General features: G+C 68.6%; 16 protein-coding genes and 2 pseudogenes. 7 read left to right on the forward strand and 11 right to left on the reverse strand.

The genetic code is table 11. From position 1 onward, the window contains the following. Both R2S09_RS29495 and R2S09_RS29500 read left to right on the forward strand, forming a co-directional pair. Positions 1–407 (forward strand): helix-turn-helix domain-containing protein (locus R2S09_RS29495; RefSeq protein WP_316744332.1); only part of this gene is annotated, 407 nt, incomplete at its 5' end. Positions 408–631: 224 nt separating this feature from the next. Then, on the forward strand, positions 632–970 hold the full coding sequence (locus R2S09_RS29500; protein ID WP_316744334.1) for a DUF6233 domain-containing protein: 339 nt from the start codon (positions 632–634) through the stop codon (positions 968–970). Between the two features lie 74 nt (positions 971–1044). Here the strand turns inward: R2S09_RS29500 and R2S09_RS29505 are convergent, their stop codons facing one another. The 4 genes from R2S09_RS29505 to R2S09_RS29520 all read right to left on the reverse strand — a co-directional run bounded on the left by R2S09_RS29505 (position 1045) and on the right by R2S09_RS29520 (position 4031). Beyond that, positions 1045–1380 (reverse strand): hypothetical protein, encoded by a 336-nt coding sequence (locus tag R2S09_RS29505; RefSeq protein WP_316744335.1) that lies wholly within the window; start codon positions 1378–1380, stop codon positions 1045–1047. Between the two features lie 112 nt (positions 1381–1492). After that, complete coding sequence (locus R2S09_RS29510; RefSeq protein WP_306192149.1) at positions 1493–2164, reverse strand: 3-oxoacid CoA-transferase subunit B; 672 nt, start codon at positions 2162–2164, stop codon at positions 1493–1495. Further along, entirely contained in the window at positions 2161–2832 is a 672-nt protein-coding gene (locus tag R2S09_RS29515; RefSeq protein WP_316744337.1) for a 3-oxoacid CoA-transferase subunit A, read from the reverse strand. Before R2S09_RS29515 ends, R2S09_RS29510 begins: the two co-directional genes overlap by 4 nt. Next, a complete protein-coding gene (locus R2S09_RS29520; protein WP_316744338.1) occupies positions 2829–4031 on the reverse strand; it encodes a thiolase family protein in 1203 nt (400 codons plus the stop codon). The genes R2S09_RS29515 and R2S09_RS29520 overlap by 4 nt, the downstream gene beginning before the upstream one ends. 85 nt (positions 4032–4116) lie before the next feature. Here R2S09_RS29520 and R2S09_RS29525 point away from each other — a divergent pair, with 85 nt between their 5' ends. Beyond that, positions 4117–5025, forward strand: coding sequence for a LysR substrate-binding domain-containing protein (locus R2S09_RS29525; RefSeq protein WP_306192146.1), 909 nt, complete (start codon positions 4117–4119; stop codon positions 5023–5025). 72 nt (positions 5026–5097) lie between these two features. Next, positions 5098–6009, forward strand: a complete 912-nt coding sequence (locus R2S09_RS29530) for a helix-turn-helix domain-containing protein (protein ID WP_306192145.1) — start codon at positions 5098–5100, stop codon at positions 6007–6009. A gap of 59 nt (positions 6010–6068) precedes the next feature. Here the strand turns inward: R2S09_RS29530 and R2S09_RS29535 are convergent, their stop codons facing one another. From R2S09_RS29535 to R2S09_RS29555, 5 genes and pseudogenes are all read right to left on the reverse strand, one after another. Further along, positions 6069–6980 (reverse strand): intradiol ring-cleavage dioxygenase, encoded by a 912-nt coding sequence (locus tag R2S09_RS29535; RefSeq protein ID WP_306192144.1) that lies wholly within the window; start codon positions 6978–6980, stop codon positions 6069–6071. Then, complete coding sequence (locus tag R2S09_RS29540; protein ID WP_316744341.1) at positions 6977–8032, reverse strand: maleylacetate reductase; 1056 nt, start codon at positions 8030–8032, stop codon at positions 6977–6979. Before R2S09_RS29540 ends, R2S09_RS29535 begins: the two co-directional genes overlap by 4 nt. A gap of 4 nt (positions 8033–8036) precedes the next feature. Then, positions 8037–9830 (reverse strand): FAD-dependent monooxygenase, encoded by a 1794-nt coding sequence (locus R2S09_RS29545; RefSeq protein ID WP_306192140.1) that lies wholly within the window; start codon positions 9828–9830, stop codon positions 8037–8039. A gap of 580 nt (positions 9831–10410) precedes the next feature. Then, on the reverse strand, positions 10411–10647 hold the full coding sequence (locus R2S09_RS29550) for an alpha/beta fold hydrolase (protein ID WP_306192139.1): 237 nt from the start codon (positions 10645–10647) through the stop codon (positions 10411–10413). A 267-nt stretch (positions 10648–10914) separates the two neighbouring features. Beyond that, positions 10915–11187: pseudogene (locus tag R2S09_RS29555) on the reverse strand (zinc ribbon domain-containing protein); the annotation flags it as partial. Between the two features lie 178 nt (positions 11188–11365). Here R2S09_RS29555 and tnpA point away from each other — a divergent pair. The 3 genes and pseudogenes from tnpA to R2S09_RS29570 all read left to right on the forward strand — a co-directional run. Next, positions 11366–11710 (forward strand): annotated as a pseudogene (gene tnpA / locus R2S09_RS29560) (IS200/IS605 family transposase); the annotation flags it as partial. A gap of 261 nt (positions 11711–11971) precedes the next feature. Then, the gene (locus R2S09_RS29565) at positions 11972–13669 is read left to right on the forward strand and encodes a hypothetical protein (RefSeq protein WP_316744342.1); all 1698 of its coding nucleotides are present in this window, start codon (positions 11972–11974) and stop codon (positions 13667–13669) included. A 1059-nt stretch (positions 13670–14728) separates the two neighbouring features. After that, a complete protein-coding gene (locus R2S09_RS29570) occupies positions 14729–16990 on the forward strand; it encodes a M4 family metallopeptidase (RefSeq protein ID WP_316744343.1) in 2262 nt (753 codons plus the stop codon). Positions 16991–17437: 447 nt separating this feature from the next. Here R2S09_RS29570 and R2S09_RS29575 read toward each other — a convergent pair whose 3' ends face one another. Both R2S09_RS29575 and R2S09_RS29580 read right to left on the reverse strand, forming a co-directional pair. Beyond that, entirely contained in the window at positions 17438–18214 is a 777-nt protein-coding gene (locus tag R2S09_RS29575) for an IclR family transcriptional regulator (RefSeq protein WP_306192133.1), read from the reverse strand. Between the two features lie 419 nt (positions 18215–18633). After that, positions 18634–19602: a PDR/VanB family oxidoreductase gene (locus R2S09_RS29580; protein ID WP_316744345.1), complete on the reverse strand. Its 969-nt coding sequence runs from the start codon at positions 19600–19602 to the stop codon at positions 18634–18636. Between the last annotated feature and the right edge of the window lie 12 nt (positions 19603–19614).

The following is a 19614-nucleotide window of genomic DNA, read 5'->3' on the forward strand; positions in this document are numbered from 1 at the left end:
CCACGCAGGCTCCCTATGTCGACCCGGGGCTCATACCCACTGTGGGCAGGGAGTTCTCGCTCAGCGTCAAGCGGTGGCTCGACCAGAACCTCAGTGCTCGCTATGACCTGCCCGCCCTCGCCCAGGAGTTCCACGTAAGCACGAGAACCATGCTCCGCCGCTTCGGCGACGAAGCCGGCGAGACGCCACTCGCGTACCTGCAGACGGTCCGGGTGCGTCGAGCCAGACACCTGCTGGAGACGACCGACAGGACCGTCGCGAGCATCGCCGCCGACGTCGGGTACGGCGACCCTGGGGCGTTCAGCAGCATCTTTGCCAGACATACGGGCCAGCGGCCGAGAGAGTACCGCGCGATATTCCGTCGTCGCTGCGACCACCACGGGTCAACCCGACGAACGGAGACTTGAGACCCGCCCGCGACGGCAACAGGCCCCCTCAAGGCCGGGCCGAAGCGCAGGCCCTCCGCGAGCCCACAACCCCTACCCCTGGCACACCAGCACCCCGGCTGGTCAAACTTCGATGGCACGAACCACTGGCCATCACTCTTCGGTGGCAACGCTCAAGCTTGGATGTCACAGGACACCGGCCCCTTTGGATTGCAGTCTTCCACCCCGACCATAGAATCGAACGTGTGACCGATCTGCCGCCTGACCTGCCCCGTCTCCGCACTCTGGAGACCTGGCTCGTCCTCACCCTGGACCGGGTACGGCGGCAGATCGCCGACGCCGAACGCCGCGAGCAGGAACGGCGGCGAGGTGAAAGGGCCCGGCCGTCGATACCCGACTGGATCCTGGAGAGCAGCCTGAACCGCAATGCGCCGCCGCTCGCCGTGCACGTCGGCGGCTGCCACATGGCCGGCAAACGCTGGAAAGCCGTACCGCGGGACGTCGCCCTGCGGGCGCTGAGCGAGGGCGTCGACGCGTGCGGGCACTGCCGGCCCGACGCCGCGCTGGGCTACCTGGACGGGTGAGGCTGACCGCGCGGCAAGCGCGTGACCAGACATCCCTTGACAGGCGTGGGCGGTAGCCCCGCGCCTGCTGCACCTCACGTGCTCCGTGGCCGGCGGCCGGCCGTCTTCTTCCCCGTCGTCTTCTTCGCGGCGGTCTTCTTGGCGGGCTGCTTCTTCGCGGCCTTCTTCTTCGGTGCGGGCATCTCGTGGACCTCGGCCCCCTGGCCCTCGCCGCGTGCCTGTCTGGCCTGCTGCACGGAGGCGTTCAGCGCGGCCATCAGGTCCAGCACCCGGCCGGGCTCGGCCTCCGGCTCCGGTGCGGCCGGCGGCTCCCGGTGCTCGCGCTTGGCCTCGATCACCTGCTCCAGGGCCTGGGTGCAGTGATCGACGAAGTCGGGGCCTTCGAGAGCGTCGACGGTCATCGTGTCCATGAGCGCCAGGGCACCCTCGATCTCGTCCTCGCTTCCGGCCGGGTGTCACTCCGCCGTGATCCACCAGATGGTGATCGCGGTTTCCGAAGATCGTGACGAGCGGCTCGCAGGGTCACGCGTCCACGCCGAGCAAGGGCAGGTCCAGGCGATCGGCGAGTTCAGGCACATCGATGCCGAAGGTCTGCCTCACGCTGAGCCCGCGCGGGGTGATGTCGAACACCGCCAGGTCCGTGTAGACGCGGTTCACACAGGCGAGCCCGGTGAGCGGGTAGCTGCACTCACCTACCAGCTTGGGCGCTCCGTCCCTGGTGAAGAGGTCCATCATCACGAAGACCTGCTTCGCCCCGATCGCGAGGTCCATGGCCCCGCCCACCGCGGGAATGGCGTCGGGCGCACCCGTGTGCCAGTTGGCCAGGTCGCCGTGTGCGGAGACCTGGAACGCACCGAGAACGCAGATGTCCAGATGTCCGCCGCGCATCATCGCGAAGGAGTCGGCGTGGTGGAAGTAGGCGGCTCCGGGCAGTTCGGTGACGGGGACCTTGCCGGCGTTGGTCAGGTCCGGATCGGCCTGTCCCTCTGCCGCGGCGGGTCCCATGTTGAGCATGCCGTTCTCGGTGTGCAGGACGACGCCGGAACCGGCGGCCAAGTGGTCAGCGACGAGGGTCGGCTGGCCGATGCCCAGGTTGACGTAGGCACCTTGCGGAATGTCACGAGCCACCAGGGCGGCGACCTCGTGCTTGCTCAGCGGGCCCTGTCCGCTCGCGACCGGAGGATTCTGGGTCATGCGTGATCAGCCACCTCTACCACGCGATCGACGAAGATGCTGGGTGTCACAACGGTTTCCGGGTCGATCGCGCCGGTCTCGACGATCCGGCGGACCTGGGCGACCACCGTGGTGGCCGCCGTGGCCATGACGGGGCCGAAGTTCCGGGCGGTCTTGCGGTAGACGAGGTTGCCCATCCGGTCGGCACGGTGGGCACTGATCAGCGCCACGTCTCCGCTGATGGGGTACTCCAGTACATGCATACGGCCGTTGATCTCGCGTACCTCCTTGCCCTCGGCGAGCAGCGTGCCGGCGCCGGTGGGGCAGAAGAACGCGCCGATACCTGCTCCGGCCGCCCTGAGCCGCTCGGCGAGGGTGCCCTGGGGAACCACTTCGAGCTCGATCCTGCCCGCCCGGTAGAGGTCGTCGAACACCCATGAGTCCGCCTGGCGGGGGAAGGAGCAGATCACCTTGCGCACCCGTCCCTCGGCCAGCAGCGCGGCAAGGCCGGTGCCGCCGTTTCCGGCGTTGTTGGAGACGACCGTGAGGTCCGTGGCCCCCTGCCGTATCAGGGCGTCGAGCAGGGCCACCGGCATGCCGGCCATTCCGAAGCCTCCCACGAGTACCGTCGAGCCGTCCTGGATGCCGGCGACCGCCTCGTCCGGATCAGCGCACACCTGCGCGGTCATCGGCTGCTCCCGGTGACGTTCTCCAGGACCACGGCGAGTGCCTGGCCGACTCCGATGCAGATGGCCGCGACGCCCCATCGCCGCTCCGACTCCTGCAGGCGGCGGGACAGCGTGCCCAGAAGCCTGCCGCCGGAGGCGCCCAGCGGATGGCCGAGCGCTATGGCACCGCCCTTGGCGTTGACGATCGCCGGATCGATGTCCCAGGCGTCCACGCAGGCCAGAGCCTGCACGGCGAATGCCTCGTTCAGTTCGACCGCGGCCACGTCGGCCCACGAGATGCCGGCACGCTTCAGTGCTCTGTCCGCCGCCGCTACGGGGGCGTAACCGAACATCTGCGGGTCCACCGCGGACACTCCCCGGCCCGCTATGCGGGCCACGGGATCGATGCCGATGCGTGCCGCGGCCGAGCCCGAGCCGAGCAGGACCGCCGAGGCGCCGTCGCTCAGCGGTGAGGCGTTGCCGGCCGTGATCACGCCGTCGGTGCGGAAGGCCGGCTTGAGCGTGGCGAGCTTCTCGATGGTGGAACCGGGGCGGATCCCCTCGTCCCGCCGCAGAGCGGTGCCGTCGCGGTCCGTGACGGGAACGATCAAGTCGTCGTAGAAGCCGGCGTTCCAGGCGTCGTCGGCAAGACGGTGGGAGCGTACGGCGAATTCGTCCTGACGCTCCCGGGAGATGGCGAAGCGGTCGGCCAGCTGCTCGTTCGCCTCGCCCAGGGAGACCGTCCATTCCTTGGGCATGCGCTCGTTGATCAGGCGCCACCCGAGAGTGGTGGACACCGCGGTCACGTCCCCCGGCGGGAAGGCGCGCTCGGGCTTGGGCAGGACCCACGGGGCCCGGGTCATCGACTCGACCCCGCCGGTGAGAACGATGTCCGCGTCGCCGCTTTCGATGGCGCGCGAGGCGATGAGGGCGGCGTCCAGGGACGATCCGCACAGACGGTTGACGGTCGTGGCGGGTACCGAGGTGGGCAGCCCGGCCAGCAGGACGGCCATCCTGCCGACGTTGCGGTTGTCCTCACCTGCACCGTTGGCGTTTCCCCAGATCACGTCGCCGATCTCGGCCGGCTCCAGCCCGGGTGTCCGTGCCAGTGTCCCGCTGATGACCTGTGCCGCGAGGTCGTCGGGGCGGACATGGGCAAGAGCGCCCGAGAACCGGCCGAAGGGGGTTCGCGCTGCCGAGTAGAGATAACTGTCGGTCACACCGCCACCGTAGGAGCTCACACTTCAGTGCGTCCAAGACCTAATCGCGATCGATTGATAAGCGACCCATATAAAATAGGGACTCATGGAACTACGGCAGATCCGGTACTTCCTGGCGCTGGCCGAGGAATGCCATTTCGGACGTGCGGCCGCCCGCCTGCACATGGCGCAGCCGGCACTCTCCCAACAGATCAAACAGCTGGAGACGGACCTCGGGACCTCGCTGTTCACCCGGTCCACCCGGCACGTCGCGCTGACCGAAGCCGGCCATCACCTCGTCGAGCACGCACGCGCCCTCGTCGCCGAGGAGGAGCGGGCCCGGCTCCACATGCGGGAGCTGGCCACCGGCGAAGCCGGCCGCGTCTCCATCGGCTTCATCGGCACAGCCACCTACGACGTACTGCCGCGGGTCGCGCGTACCGTGCGTGCCCGGCTGCCCGGGATCAGCATGGAACTGCGAGGCGAACTCCTCACCCCCGACCTGGTCGACGGCCTGCTCGCCGGCACGTACGACCTCGCGGTCCTCCGTGGCGCGGTGAACCACGAGGACATCCGGACCACGCCGCTGCGCTCCGAATCCCTGGTGGCCGTGCTGCCCTCGCATCATCCGCTGGCAGGGCAACGACGCATCTCGCTTAAGGCCCTGGCCGGTGAGCCGTTCGTCGTCCACCCGTCCCGCGCCCGCTCCTCCATGTACGACCGGGTCCTGGCCGCGTGCCGGCAGGCCGGATTCCAGCCCGCGTCGCTGATGGAGGTCGGCGAGACGGCCACCCTGGTCGTCTTCGTCGCGGCCGGACACGGCGTCGCGCTCGTCCCCGAGTCCGTACAGAGCCTCCGCCTCGGCAGCGTGGCCTATGTACCACTCGCCGAAAGCGAGTCGATCGATCTGGCGCTCGCCCGCCTTGCCCGTCGCAGCACCCCCGCGATCGAGCAGGTCTCCGCGGTGATCGAAGAGTGCGTCGACGACCTCGGATCGAGCACCGCGAGACCGTGACCTCCGCCCTCAAGGGATCGAGACCGTGCCCTCTACCCTGGAGGGATGAAGAGCGGGACGAGAGGCGCTCCGGTGCGATTCAGCACCGTGGGCCTGCCCGAAGCCGAACGCATCGCCCTGTGGGAAGAGCACAATGCCCAAACCCTGATCGGGCTGCGCTGCCGTTCCCTGCAGGACGCCGCCCTGGACGCGACGGAGATCAACCTCCAGCTACCCAGGGTGCATGTGGCCCGGGTGCTCGGCAGTCCCCACGTCGTCGAACGGCCCCGAGCGGAGATACGTCGAGTCCCCTCGAACGCCGTGGCGTGCTACCTGAACCTGGCGGGCGACGCCTTCTTCTACCACGACGACGGGGTCCAGTTGCTGCATCCCGGACAGCTGCTGGTGTGCGACGCGGACCAGCCCTTCATGCGTGGTTTCTCGCACGGCCTGGAAGAGCTTGCGGTCAAGGTCCCGCGCGCGGTGTGGCGTGATCTCGGCGGGCAGACGTCCCTGCCGCAGCCACTGGTCGTCGAGGACGGCATCGTGCAGACCAGGACCCTGGCCACGCTGGTCGCTCAGGCACTGCACCGGGAATCCTCCGCGAGCGTGGACGAGGACGTTCTGCTGGACCTGCTCGGCTCCGTGGTGACCGGTCGCCCACCCTCCCTGTCCACGGTGCACCTGACCGTCGCCAAGGCGTACATCGACGAGCACCTCACCGACTCGGGGCTCTCGGCTGCCCGCATCGCCCGGGGCGTCGGGATCAGCGAACGTCATCTGTCGCGTGTGTTCGCCTCAGGTGGCTCGACCGTTCCGCAGTACCTGCTTCTGCGTCGCCTGGAGCGTGCCCGGTCGCTGTTGCAGGAGGGGGGAGAAATGACCGTTGCGGAGGTGGCCGCCCGTTGCGGATTCGGATCGGCCGCCCACTTCTCCCACCGGTTCAAGGAGCGTTTCGGGCTGCGGGCCACAGACGTGCTGCGCGAGGCGCGGTCACAGGCATGAGCCCAGCCGGTCTCCGGGCCGCAGCTGTCATCTGCGGCCCGGAGACCGGGTGGAGCGGATCATGTGCCGTCGGGCGCCAGCACGATGTCGAAGCGGACCCGGGACCAGGCCCTCTCGCCGAGGTCGCGTCCGTTCGGAGTGGACGTACCCGCCGGCTGCGCCTCGAAGTCCTTGACGAGCGACTCCTTGACCCCGAACACGGTGTCACTGTCGAGGAACTCGCCGCCACGGACGAAGATGTGTGTGACCAGGGTGCGCAGACCGGGCGAGCTGACCATGAAGTGCAGGTGCGGGGCTCGCATCGGCGAGCGGCCGACCGCCTCCAGCAGCTTGCCCACCGGCCCGTCGTGGGGGATGGGATACGACGTCGGGGTCAGACCCCAGAGGGAGTAGCGGCCGTCGGAATCCGTGAAGACGTGTCCCCGTGCCGCTATCCGGTCGTCGCCGTACTGGGTGTCGTAGAAACCGTCCTCGTCCGCTTCCCACACCTCGATCCGTGCCCCGGGCACCGGCTTGCCCGCGATATCGGTGACGGTGCCTTCCACCCAGCAGGGCTCTCCCTCGGCGCCGAGAGCGATGTCGCCGCCATTCTCGATCTCGGGGCTGTTCTCGAGGAAGAACGGTCCGAAGACCGTGGCTTCGGTGGCCTCTCCGTACGCCTCGTTGTTGACGGCGACCGTCTGCATGGAGGCGCCGAGCACGTCCGACAGCAGGATGAACTCCTGACGACGCTCGTCGGTGATGTGACCGGTGCGGGTGAGGAACTCGATGCCCTTGTTCCATTCCTGCTCGGTGAGGCGGACCTCCCGTACGAACGCGTGAAGGTGGCGGACCAGTGCCTGCATGACCTGACGCAGTCGAGGGTCGGTGCAGCCGTCGAAGGACTCGACCGCCTTGCGGGTGATCTCGGCCTCCCGCTCCTGCTGCTCGGTCGGGACAGGGGCACCGGGGACGGTGGTGTTGTGGGTCATCGCGGTTCGGTTCCTTCCCAGGCCATGCGGACGAGCTCGGTGATCGCATCGAGAGTGACCGGCCGCGGGTTGCCGGCCGGGGCAGCGGCGACGACGGCCTCGGCGGCGTCGGGGATGCCCGCCTCGGGCATCCCGAGGTCTTCCAGTGAGCGCGGGGCGTTCAGCTGGTCACGCAGCCGTGCCAGTCCCTCGTTGGCGGTGGGCGCGCCGAGGGCCGCGGCGAGGCGCTGCTCGGCCTCCGGAACACCCGGAGCGTTGAACGCGAGGACATGCGGCAGGACGACGGCGTGGGTCTGGGCGTGCGGAAGGTTGAACATGCCGCCCAGCACGTGACAGATCTTGTGGTGCAGCCCGGCGCCCGCGGACGCGAACGCCGACGCGGACAGGTAGGCGCCGTACAGCGCCTTTTCCCGGCCTTCCACCGAATCCGGCTGCGCGACGACCATCGGCAGGCCGACGCGCAGTGCCCGGGCGCCCTCGACGGCCAGGGCCTGGTTGATGGGGTCGGTCCGCGGGGCCCACATGGAGTCCACGCAGTGCGCCAGGGCGTTCAGGCCCGAAGCGACGCTCAGCTCGACGGGCAGGGAGAGCAACAGTGCGGCGTCGTAGACGATCGCGCGCGGCAGGACCTTCGGATCGGTTCCGGTGGTCTTGACGGAGTCCTCGGTCATCCCCCAGACGGCGGTGGCCTCGGAGCCGGCGTAGGTGGTGGGTACCGCGATGATCGGCAGCCCCGTGGTCAGCGCGACCGCCTTGGCGAGGCCGGTGGTCGAACCGCCTCCGACACTGACCAGGGCGTCGACGTCCCACTCGGCGGCGGCTGCCCGCGCCCGCTGAGCAACCTCGCCGGGCACGTGCATGACGACGTCGTTGTGCCGGTGAACCACAGGCAGACCCGCGGTGATGCGGTCGGCCAGGTCCTTCTCGGCCGTTCCCGCGATGACCATCAGCCGCCGCACGCCGAGCGCGGCGACTTCGGCCGCGAGCCCCTCCGCGGCCGCTCCGGAGGCGAACCGCACCCGCTGCGGGAGCGTGTCGTGTACGAACTGCATGCGTTCAGTCCCTTCCCAGGATCGCGAGCAGGGCGTGCCGCAGCTCGTCTTCAGGGTTCTCGGGCAGCTCCATGGCCCGCCAGGCGATGTGCTTGTCGGGGCGCACCAGCAGCACTCCGCTTTCGCCGATCTCGCGGAGCTTGGCCCAGTCGTAGTACAGGTCGCTCACTTCGCGGCCCGGGCCGATGACGACGGTCGTGAGCGGGATGCCCAGGCTCTGGCCGACCTTCTCGGCCGCTTCTTCCCACGGCTCGCCCGCGATGCCGGTCAGGAGTGTCCAGCGGTCGTAGGGGGCCAGGTCCATGAGAGCGCGGCGCTGCGCGCTGTTGCCGACCCAGGCGTGCGGCAGGTGCGCGCCGGGGACGGTGGACATCTCGTAGTAGAGGTCGGCATCGCGTGCGGGGGCGGGCGGTTCGGAGCCGTCGGAGACGACAGCCGTCGAGGTGTAGTGCTGGCCGAGTTCAACACCGTGCGCGTTGAACTCGTAGTTCTTCAGGTCCATCGCCCGCACCAGGGCGGCCCGCTTGGCGGCGCCGGCAGGAGTGTTGGCCTTGCGCTCCTCGATGGCCGCTGCCATCTCCGTCTCGGTCTTCGCATCGAGGACGCCCAGCGCCTTGAAGATCTCCACGAACTCGCGGCTGGACCTGTTGGCCCGCTTGACGATGCGCTCGGCGACGGGCGCTCGCTCGGTGCTGTACGTCTCCAGCAGGGACGGACCGGCATGCCCCTTGAGAACGGCAGCGATCTTCCAGGCGAGGTTGTATGCGTCCTGGACGGAGGTGTTGGACCCCAGGCCGTTGCTCGGCGGGTGCCGGTGAACGGCGTCACCCGCACAGAAGACCCGCCCTTGCTGCAGCCGGGTCGCGTACATCTCGTTGTTGCCCCACAGGCTGGTCCCGGTGATCTCCACGTCGAGATCCGGGATCCCCAGCAGGCTGCGCACGATCTGGACGGCGGCCTGCTCGTCGACCACCGGGGGCTCTTCGGCGATGTCGTAGCCCCACACGATCAGCCACTCGTTCCATGGGCGGACCATGCGCACCAGTCCGGCACCGATGCCGCCCACGTTCGAGCCCGGCTGGATGACCCAGTACAGAACGGAGGGCCGATGGGCGACGTGACGGGTGATGTCGGCCTTGAAGGTGATGTTCATCGACCCCGCGATGTCCATGGCACCTTCGAACGGCAGGCCGATGTCCGCGGCCACCTTGGAGCGGGCGCCGTCCGCACCGATCAGGTACTTGGCGCGGATGCTGTACTCCTGCCCGGTGAGCCGGTCCAGGGCCTGGACGGTGACGCCGTCGGCGTCCTGGGAGTGGGTGAGGTACTCGGTGGAGAACCGGGTCTGGGCACCGCGCTGCGTCGCGTTGCGCACCAGGATCGGCTCGAGATAGGTCTGTGGGATGTCGACGGTCAGACAGGGCGACGCGAGACGGTAGTCGGCCTCCCGGTCGGGGCGTGTGCCCCAGGTGTGGATCCGGCCGATCTCCTCGCCGGCGATGCTCGTGCAGAACACCGTGTCGCCGACCAGGCCGTGTTCGGTGGCGTCCGCGAGCACCTGGTCCTCGATGCCGAGATCGCGAAAGACCTCCATGGCCCGCTGGTTGGTGATGTGCGCGCGGGGAGTGTTGGCCGTCCACCGGTACTTCGAGATCATGATGGTGTCGACGCCCAGCGTCGACAGCAGCAGCGCGGCAGAGGCACCCGCCGGGCCGGAACCGACGACCACGACATCGGTCGTCACGGCCGAGTCGGCAGGCAGTTCGGTCTCGGCAATCCCGTCGCTGAACATGGGCATGGTGTGCGGCCTTTCATCGATCCGGCAGCATTGCTGGATACGTCAGTGTGAGACCGGTCCGGCAATCACGGAACGGGACGGTGCGATGTCGGCGGGAACGCCAAAGCATGGCGGATCCACGAAGAACGGGAACGTTGTGTCTCTCGGGGCGTGTCGGCAGCGCGGCTCGCTCGGCCGCCTTTGCGGGGGTACAGGAGCCGCCCGCGCTGTGGGGCGTGATGGCGGGTGAACGTGGCGTCGTCCGTGTCCTGTACGGTGTTCGGGGTCCTGCGGACGGGCAGCGCCGCAGTCCCGGGAGAAGAGGCGACGCCTTCGCGGAACACGCGCGCCCAGGGGGGTGGCCGCCGCCCCCGAGGCGGACTGACAGCCACTGCTCGCCCCCGCCCCATTGGCCTTCGGCAGTCGTGCGGCCGCCTGGCGGATCGCCTGATCGCCGGGCGGACTGTCACCGCCGCCCGGACCGGCACTCCTGCCGGCCAGGGCACCGCACCCCTGCTGGTGCTGGGCCCTGGCCGGTCCGTGTCCACGGCGGTGCCGGCCGGGGCGGTGAGTTCCTGTGGCCGGCAGTCAGCGGCCAGGGTCAGCGGCCGAGCAAGTTCAGGAGGCGCGCGGTCATCTCGGCGGGCTTCTCCTCCCACATCCAGTGGCCGGAGTCGGCGACGACCTCGCCCGTGACGTCGGTCCCGTAGTGGCGGACCTGGTCCGGGAGGATGTTGCCGAGGCTGTACTGGGCGCCGAGGGCCAGCACGGGCATCGTCAGCCTCTTCTTGCCGTAGACGGCGTTGTCGGCGACGTCCTTGTTCAGGGCCCGAACCACTCGAAGCTGGCCCGCAGATGCGCGCTGTCCTCGAGGTAGTTGCCGTAGACCGCCGCGTCCTGAGGCGTTGCGCCGTTCTTGTTGTACTCCAGCATGTCCGAGAAGCGATCGACCCACTCCGTCTCGTGTCCCTTGATGGTCCGCTCGGGAAGGCCGTTGGTGACGTTGAAGAACCCGAAGTTCCAGAATCCCGGTCCCTGCGCCGTGAGGGAGGGGAACTTTTGAAGCTCTCCCCTCCCTTCGCAAGCTCAGGAAGGGGATTCCTGTCTACCTTGCGGCGACAGGCTTGACGGTTTTACCCGCCCTGCGACCGCGCCTTCCGGCGGCCGGGACCTCCACGATGACGTGGCCGATCCGGTACAGGTGCAAGATGTTCCGGGCCGCGTTCCAGTCGGCGTTCGCCGTCCAGCCGCAGTCGGGGTTCTTGCAGGCGAACAGTTCCTGGCTCTCTCGGCTGCCGCGGGTGGTGAATCCGCAGGCTGAGCACCGCTGGGAGGTGTGCGGGGCGGGAACCTTGACGAGCCGGCCGCCGTACCGGGCATCTTCGGTGTCATCGTCCACCAGGAGTGGAGGCAGTTCCACATGGTGCGGGCCGCATGCGCCTGGGCATCGAGGATGCGGATCTCGGCGGGGCTGAGCGCCAGTCGGGCACGGTGCCCGAACTGCCGTTTTCACCAGGCCGAGTTCACTCATGACGGTCACCATACACTGTTGGTTTATGTCACCACGCTGGAATCCCAACCCTGACATGCGCACCGGCCGTCACGTCGTCTACAACCTGCACGTGCATTTGGTGTTCGTCACCAAGTATCGACGCAAGGCCATGACGGACGCCATGCTGACGCGCTGCGAAGAGATCATGCGAGAGGTCTGCACGGACTTCGAGGCCGACCTGAAGCAGTTCAACGGCGAGGAGGATCACGTACACCTGCTCGTGCACTACCCGCCGAAGGTCCAGCTCTCCAAGCTGGCCAACTCCCTCAAGGGCATCTCCGCCCGCCTGTTGCGCAAGGAGTACGACACGCACGTACGCCGGTACCTGTGGGGCGGACACGCATGGAATTCTGACAAAACTTCACCGACCAGCTCTATGCAAGCTCCTGCAACAACTGACAGACCAGCCCACAGGCACCCTGAAGCGTTTACATTTCAGGCCGATTTTGACACCTGAAGCCTTTCATCTACGCGCGTCACAAAAAAGGCTCGTCAAAAAGCTCCTTCTTAAAGGATGCGAAACGTTCGAGAAACAATGCGGCGCGAATCTTCCGTGGAACTCCCCCGGGCTGTCCGGGCGGTGACCATACATGCGGAAGAGGGAAGAGCCGTGACGGAGATCGTCGACAGAGAGGCATCGCCGGCGACGGCGAGCAGCCGGACGTACAACGACTGGACGCAGAACGACACGCTGGAGGACTACTCGCTGCGCTACGCACCGAAGTCCTTCCGCCGCTGGACTCCGTACGTAGTGGCCACCACGGCCCTGGGCGGCATCGCGTATCTTGCGGACTTCGCGATCGGCGGCTCGATCGCAATCTCCAACGGCTTCTCCAGCGCGATGGTGGCGATCCTGGCTGCAGCGGTGGTCATCTTCCTGACCGGCATCCCGATCTCCTACTACTCGGCGAAGTACTCCATCGACATGGACCTGCTGACCCGGGGCGCGGGCTTCGGCTACCTGGGCTCGACCCTGACCTCGGTCATCTACGCCAGCTTCACCTTCATCTTCTTCGCTCTCGAGGGCTCGATCATGGCGCAGGCCCTGGAGTTGGGTCTGCACATCCCGCTCGCCATCGGGTATCTCATCTGCTCACTGATCATCCTGCCGCTGGTGATCTACGGCATGACCGCGCTGTCGAAGATGCAGGTGTGGACGCAGCCGGTCTGGCTGGTGCTGATGGTCGCCCCGTTCGTGTCCATCGCCATCCAGGAGCCGGGCAGGTTCTCGCAGTTCACCCACTTCGCAGGCGAGTCACCGACCGGATCCGGCATCAGCATGCTCGGCATCGGCGCCGGTGCGGGTGTGGCCCTGTCGCTGATCGCGCAGATCGGTGAGCAGGTCGACTACCTGCGATTCATGCCCGACAAGACGACGGAGATCTCCAAGAAGTGGTGGGGCGCGGTGCTCTCCGCCGGTCCGGGCTGGGTGATCCTCGGCGCGCTGAAGCAGATCGGCGGCGCCTTCCTCGCCTTCTACATCGCCGGCAGCGTGGGCCTGACCAAGGCCAACGAGCCCATCCAGCAGTACGTCTCCGGGTTCAAGACCTTCGCCGCGCCGGTGGCCCTGGGCCTCGCCACTTTCTTCGTGATCCTGTCCCAGATAAAGATCAACTCGACGAACGCGTACTCCGGTTCACTGTCCTGGTCGAACTTCTTCTCCCGGCTGACCCACCGTCACCCCGGCCGCGTGGTCTACATCTTCCTTAACGTCGGTATCGCGCTGGCCCTGATGGAGGGCGGCGTATTCGGCTTCCTCAACACGGTACTCGGCTTCTACTCCAACGTGGCCATCGCCTGGATCGGCGCGGTCGTCGCCGACCTGGTCATCAACAAGCCGCTCGAGCTCAGCCCCTCGTACATCGAGTTCAAGCGGGCCCACCTGCACAACTTCAACCCCGTGGGCTTCGGCTCGATGCTGATTGCCTCGGCGGTCTCCATCGCCGCGTACTTCGAGGCCTTCGGGGACTACGGCAAGGCGTACTCGCCCTTCATAGCCCTGTTCCTGGCGATGGTGCTCTCGCCGCTGCTCGCGGTGCTCACCAAGGGCAAGTACTACATCGCCCGCGTCGACGACCTCGACGAACCGCTCCTCGGCGCGAACGGTCTGCCGTCGGCGGCGACGCTGACCTGCTCGGTATGTGCGACCGACTTCGAGCGCCCAGACGTGGCCAACTGCCCCTTCCACCACGGGGCGATCTGCTCCCTGTGCTGCAGCCTGGAGAAGGACTGTCACGACTCCTGCAAGAGCGGCGCCGAAACCGGTCCGGTCTCCCTCGCCATGCCCGCCGTACGGTCGGTGGACTGACCGCCCATCACCTGCCTTGCCCTGACTGCCTGGGCCCGCGTCGTTCGACGCGGGCCGGGGTGTGAGCGCGAGTGTCGGCCGGCGGGCCACTGCGGCCCCGTCCTGCGGGTGCCTCGTGCGGGGCGGGGCGGTGAAGAGCGGTCAGGAAAGCGGTGAGGGTGACGGCCGCCTCAGCGGGGCGCGGTCGGAGGGCTCGCCGGCGTTCGTCCAGGGCTCGGCAGGGCCGCGGGCCGCCGCATCGCGGTGATGACGACATCGCCGAGGCCGGGTGCGGTCGTTGCTCGGACACCGCCTTCGCAGGGCGGTGTCGGTGGTCGACGGGAAAGAGCCGCCGCCCCGCCCGATGAGGCCCGAGACCCGGCCCGGCTGGTGACGGGGAGCAGCATGGGCATTCGGGCTGACGGGCCGATGGCGATCCGAACAATCTCCCACCAGATCTGGTTCCGGGCGGCCCAAGCGGACCTGGACGAGTCTCGCCAGGGTCCGGCGCGCTCCTGTCTGCCACACCGCCGGCGCACCGCCCACCCGGTTGACCCAGCGACCCTCGGGTACTGGCTCGAAAGTTTCGATGCCGCAGGTTCGTTGAGCCCTCGGATGCCTTCGACTGCTGCAACGCCGCTGCCCTGGTCAGCGAAAAGTCGCGCATACTCGCGTCAACCGGGCAACGCATGACACAGAAAGCCATGACTGAAAACAGGCGTTCGGCAACGTAATCCCGATGTTGCCGCACGGTAAATCCGCACGTGGCCGATACCGCTCTCTGGAGGGCCCGCGGCGACAAGTTCTCCGACTTTCGGACATTGATCTCCGCAGTGGTGACACAGGGCGGACATGCTGAAACGATCCACCGCGTCGCGCGAACATCCCTCGCACGTCACTTTTCTCGGAGCCGTCAAGGGTCTCCAACGTTCCCTTCCCGAGCGGCCGTTCTACCGGCCGACACAAGGAGCTGCACGAGTGAACAGCCACCCGTTCGACACGGGAGCCACTTCATCCCCGAATCCCTCTCCCGACCGCCGCGGGCGCGGCGTACGCGGCTTTGTCGCTGTGACCGCCGCCGTGGCTCTCGCCGCATTGCTGACCCCCTTCATCCCGGCGACCGACGCCGTCGCCGCGTCCGACCGGGACGAGGCGGCGCCGCGCAAGATCGTCGCGGAGTCCCGTCCCGCCGGCCGCCCCGAGGTGCTCTCCGCCGCGCAGCGCAAGCGGCTGCTCGAGGCGGAGTCCGACGATCGCGCCACCACCGCCCGCGCCCTGCGACTGGGCGGACAGGAGGCGCTGATACCCAAGGACGTCATCGAAGACGCCGACGGCACGGTGCACACGCGCTACGAGCGCACCTACGCCGGCCTGCCCGTCATCGGCGGCGACCTGGTGGTCCACGAACGGGCGGGCACCCGCACGGTCACCAAGGCGTCGTCCGCGCGGATCACGGTGCCCACGACGAAGGCGGCGGTCAGCGCCGCGGAGGCGAAAAAATCCGCGCTCTCCGCGGCCAAGAACGAGCGCACCCGCAACCCGGCCGCGAGCGGTGACTCCCGCCTCGTCGTCTTCATCGGCGACGGCAAGCCCACCCTCGCCTGGCAGTCCTACGTCACCGGCACGCAGACCGACGGGACGCCGAGCCGGCTCGACGTGGTCACGGACGCCGCGACGGGTAAGCGGCTCCGAAGCGTCGAGGAGATCCACTCCGGCGTCGGCCACAGCCGCTACAGCGGCCAGGTCGAGATAGGCACGGTGAACGACAACGGTGTCTACGAGCTGACCGACCCGGAGCGCGGCGGGCACAAGACGTACGACATGACCGGCGCCGGCGGCAACGGCGACCTGGTCACCGACGATGACGACGTCTGGGGCGACGGCACCAATGCTGACCGCCAGACCGCCGCCGTGGACGCCGCTTACGGCCAGCGCGAGACCTGGGACTTCTACAAGGAACGCTTCGGCCGCAACGGCATCGCCGACAACGGTGTCGGAGCCCTCTCCCGCGTCCACTTCGGCGACGGCTTCGCCAACGCCTTCTGGGACGACCTCTGTTTCTGCATGACCTACGGCGACGGCCACGGCAACGCCAACCCGCTGACCGAACTCGACATCGCCGCCCATGAGATGACCCACGGTGTCACCTACGCCAGCGCCAACCTCACCTACTCCGGCGAGTCCGGCGGTCTGAACGAGGCGACCAGCGACATCATGGCCACTGCCGTGGAGTTCTTCGCGAACAGTCCCGCCGACGTCCCCGACTACACCATCGGCGAACTCGCCGACGTCCGCGGCACCGGCAAGCCGTTGCGCTACATGGATCAGCCCTCCAAGGACGCCGACCCCGTCAAGGGCACCTCACAGGACTACTGGACCCCGGACACCGGAAAGCAGGACGTCCACCACAGCTCCGGCCCGGCGAACCACTTCTTCTACCTTCTGTCCGAAGGCAGCGGGAAGAAGACGATCAACGGCGTCGACTACGACAGCCCCACCTACGACGGCCTCCCGGTCGCCGGCATCGGCCTGCGCAACGCGACCGACATCTGGTACCGGGCCCTGACCACGTACATGACCAGCACCACCGATTACGCCGCGGCCCGCACCGCCACCCTCCAGGCGGCCGCCGACCTGTTCGGGCGGGGCAGCGCCACCTATGAAGCGGTCGGCAACGCCTGGGCCGCGGTCAGCGTCGGCAGCCGCTACGTCAGCCACATCGCCGTCACGGCGCCCTCCACCCGTCCCGTCGCCGTCGGCCAGCCCACCACCCGCCAGATAGAAGCGGTCGGCTCCAGCGCCGGAGAGCTGAACTACTCCGCGCACAACCTGCCCAAGGGCCTCTCCATCAACCCGCGCACCGGCCTGATCAGCGGCACACCCAAGAAGGCCGGCATCTTCAAGACGGCCGTCACCGTCGAGAACACCGCCCAGCACAAGGCCCGGCGCACCGTGCGCTTCGACTGGCCCGTCCTGGCCTCCGGTGGGCGCTACTTCGTCAACCCCGCCCGCTACGACATCCCCAACTGGAAGACGATCGAGTCCCCGTTGATCGTGACCGGCCGCAAGGGCAACGCGCCCAGCGACCTCAAGGTGACCATCGACCTCGTCCACCCCTGGGTCGGCGGCCAGGTCGTCACCCTCGTCAGCGAGAACGGAACGGAGATCCCGGTCAAGCCCTGGTACTGGGACACCGGCGAAGGCGAGATCCATGCGACGTACACCGTCGACGCCTCCGCAGTCCCCGCCAACGGCACCTGGAAGCTGCGGGTCACGGACGACACCCCCGGCATCTTCCAACCCGAACCCGGCTACCTCGACCGCTGGAGCCTGACCTTCTGACACGCAGGGCGTGGCGGGCGCCGCTCCGGCACCGGCCACGCCCACGCGTCGGCATCGAGAGGAAAACGCCCTATAACATCTGTGGCCGCAAGCCCAGGTCACCCTCTACTCCACTGCCACCCACACCGAGTGGCGGTTCACCTCCGGCGCCGATGATCAGGCCATCCCGCCGGCCCAGCTCGACCACGGAACCGAACTGGACCTCTCGGGGCGGGCGAAGTCTGCCACCACACTGCGGCCCGGCCTTCATCGGCAATGCAGAGGAACCGGTCCTCTACGAGAGGGTGTGAGACAGCAGGTAGAAGCGGCCGGCCGACTTCGCGGAAGCAGCTCCATGAGCGACTTTGAAGACGGACCTGAAGTCCGCCCGGAAACCGCCTGGCTGGACCTCCGTATCCGCTCTGCCACCTGGCCGTGTCCGTCCGTCAGGCGGCCCGATCGTGTCCGTCAGGCGACCGAGGACCTGAGCCGTGCCCCGAGGGACCGTGAGATCCCGCGCGCCGCGACCTGCACCAGCGGGGCGAGGGCGTGCGGGTTCACGGCGTCGGCGTGGGCGACGACCGAGACGGCCGAGACGACGGTGTTGTCCGGCCCGTACACGGGGGCGGCGACGGACATGGCGTCCATCGTCACCTGCCGGTCGCTGATGGCGACCCCGGTGCGGCGCACTTCGGCGAGGGCGCGGCGGACCTCGTCCGGGGTGCACAGGGTCTTCTCCGTGTGCCGGACGAGCGGCCGTGCGAGCACGCGTTCCTGGATCTCCCGGGGTGCATGGGCGAGGAGGACGAGGCCGACGCCGGTGGGCGCGAGGTCGAATCTCCCGCCGACGCGGGTGAGGACCCGGACCGCGCCACGGCCGGCGAGGCGCTCCACGTAGACGACGGACAGCTCCTCGCGGACGGCGAGCTGCACGTTCTCGCGGGTGATGTGCCCGAGGTCGGAGAGGTAGGGCAGGGCGGCCTCGCGCAGGCCGAGGCCACGCGGGGCGAGGGAGGCGATCTCCCACAGCCGCAGCCCGATGCGGTAGCCGCCGTCCGGCTCACGTTCGAGCGCGCCCCAGCCGGCCAGTTCCTTCACCAGCCGGTGGGTGGTAGTGAGGGGCAGGCCGGTGTGGCGTGAGATTTCGGCGAGCCGCAGGACGGGCCGGTCCGGAGTGAAGGCCTCCAGCACCTGCAGAGCCCTGGCCGTCACCGAGCAGCTGTCGGTCGGGGCTCGGCGCTGCATGCGGACCTCCTTGTGCGGGTGCCCGCCGCTCCACAGCGGACTCGGGTACGTCACCGAAAAGCTAGGCAGAACCGTAACGGCCGTCAATGCTCTGGCGAGTATTCTGGACGACGGGATGCTGGTCGGATGGCGAGCGGTCCGGCAGGAACGGAATGCCCCGGCGACCACGAGCGTGGCGGTTCCCCGGGGCGCGGACGGGTGGCGCGGGCTCTCGCGAGCGCGCTCTCATCCTTCCCTCGGCCTCCTCAGGGGTCGGGTGGGGGGCGGCTGCTCGTAACCGGCGTGTCCGGGCTAGGTCGGCGGTGGGGGCCACGCAAGACCTTCGGTGCGGGCCGTCCTGGCGGCATGCCCCGGCCGTCGTACCGGCCCGTCATACGGCCGTCGAGGATCCGGGACGAGCCCCCGGGCGACGCCGGCCGTCAAAGATCCAGGACGAGCCTCGGGCACGCCGCCCGTGAGACGCAGATCATCATCGTTTCGTGCGCATCCTGTTCGGCGGGTGTGAGGAGGGAGTCTCGGTGGTCGACCGTGCCCTCCAGCACGGCCGTCTCGCAGGTGCCGCACGTGCCCTCCTGGCAGGAGAAGAGGACCTGCACCCCGGCCTCCTCGACCGCCCGCAGCACGGACTTGTCCGGCGGGACGGTCACCGTGACGCCGGTCTGCGCCAGCTCGACCTCGAACGCCCCGTCCCGTACAGGAGCATGAAGCTCCTTCGGCGCGAACCGCTCGACGTGGAGGGTGCCGGGCGGCCAGTCGGCGCACCGCTCCTCGACGGCCTTGAGGAGTGGTTCCGGGCCGCAGCAGTAGACGAGTGTGCCGGGCCGCGGCGTCCCCAGGAGCGCGTCGAGGTCGAGGAGCCCGTACGCGTCCTCAGGTCGAACCCGCACTCGCTCCCCGTACCGCGTGACGAGTGCCTCACGGAAGGCCATCGACGAAAGCGTACGCCCTCCGTACACCAACTCCCATGCGGATCCCTGCCGTTCTGCCCGCTCCAGCATCGGGATGATCGGGGTGATGCCGATGCCGCCGGCGATGAAGAGGTACCGCTCGGCGCGCTCCAGGAGGAAGTGGTTGCGCGGGCCGCGCACCCGGACCGGGTCGCCCTCGGCCAGCTTGTCGTGCACCTGGAGGGATCCGCCGCGCCCCTCGTCCTCCCGCAGGACGGCGACGCGCCATACGTGGGTGGCGTCCGGCGACGAGCACAGCGAGTACTGCCGTACGAGATCCGGGGCGAGCACCAGGTCGATGTGTGCGCCGGGCGTCCAGGCGGGCAGGGGGGCGTGGTCGGCCCGGCGCAGGTCGAGGGAGACCACACCGTCGGCTGCGTCGGTGCGGCGGGCCACGACGAGGTCGAGTTCGGCCTCGGCTGCGGTGTTGCTTGTGGTCATCAGAGGTCCTTG

This window comes from Streptomyces sp. MK7, assembly GCF_032658145.1.
Taxonomy (GTDB): Bacteria; Actinomycetota; Actinomycetes; order Streptomycetales; family Streptomycetaceae; genus Streptomyces; species Streptomyces spiralis.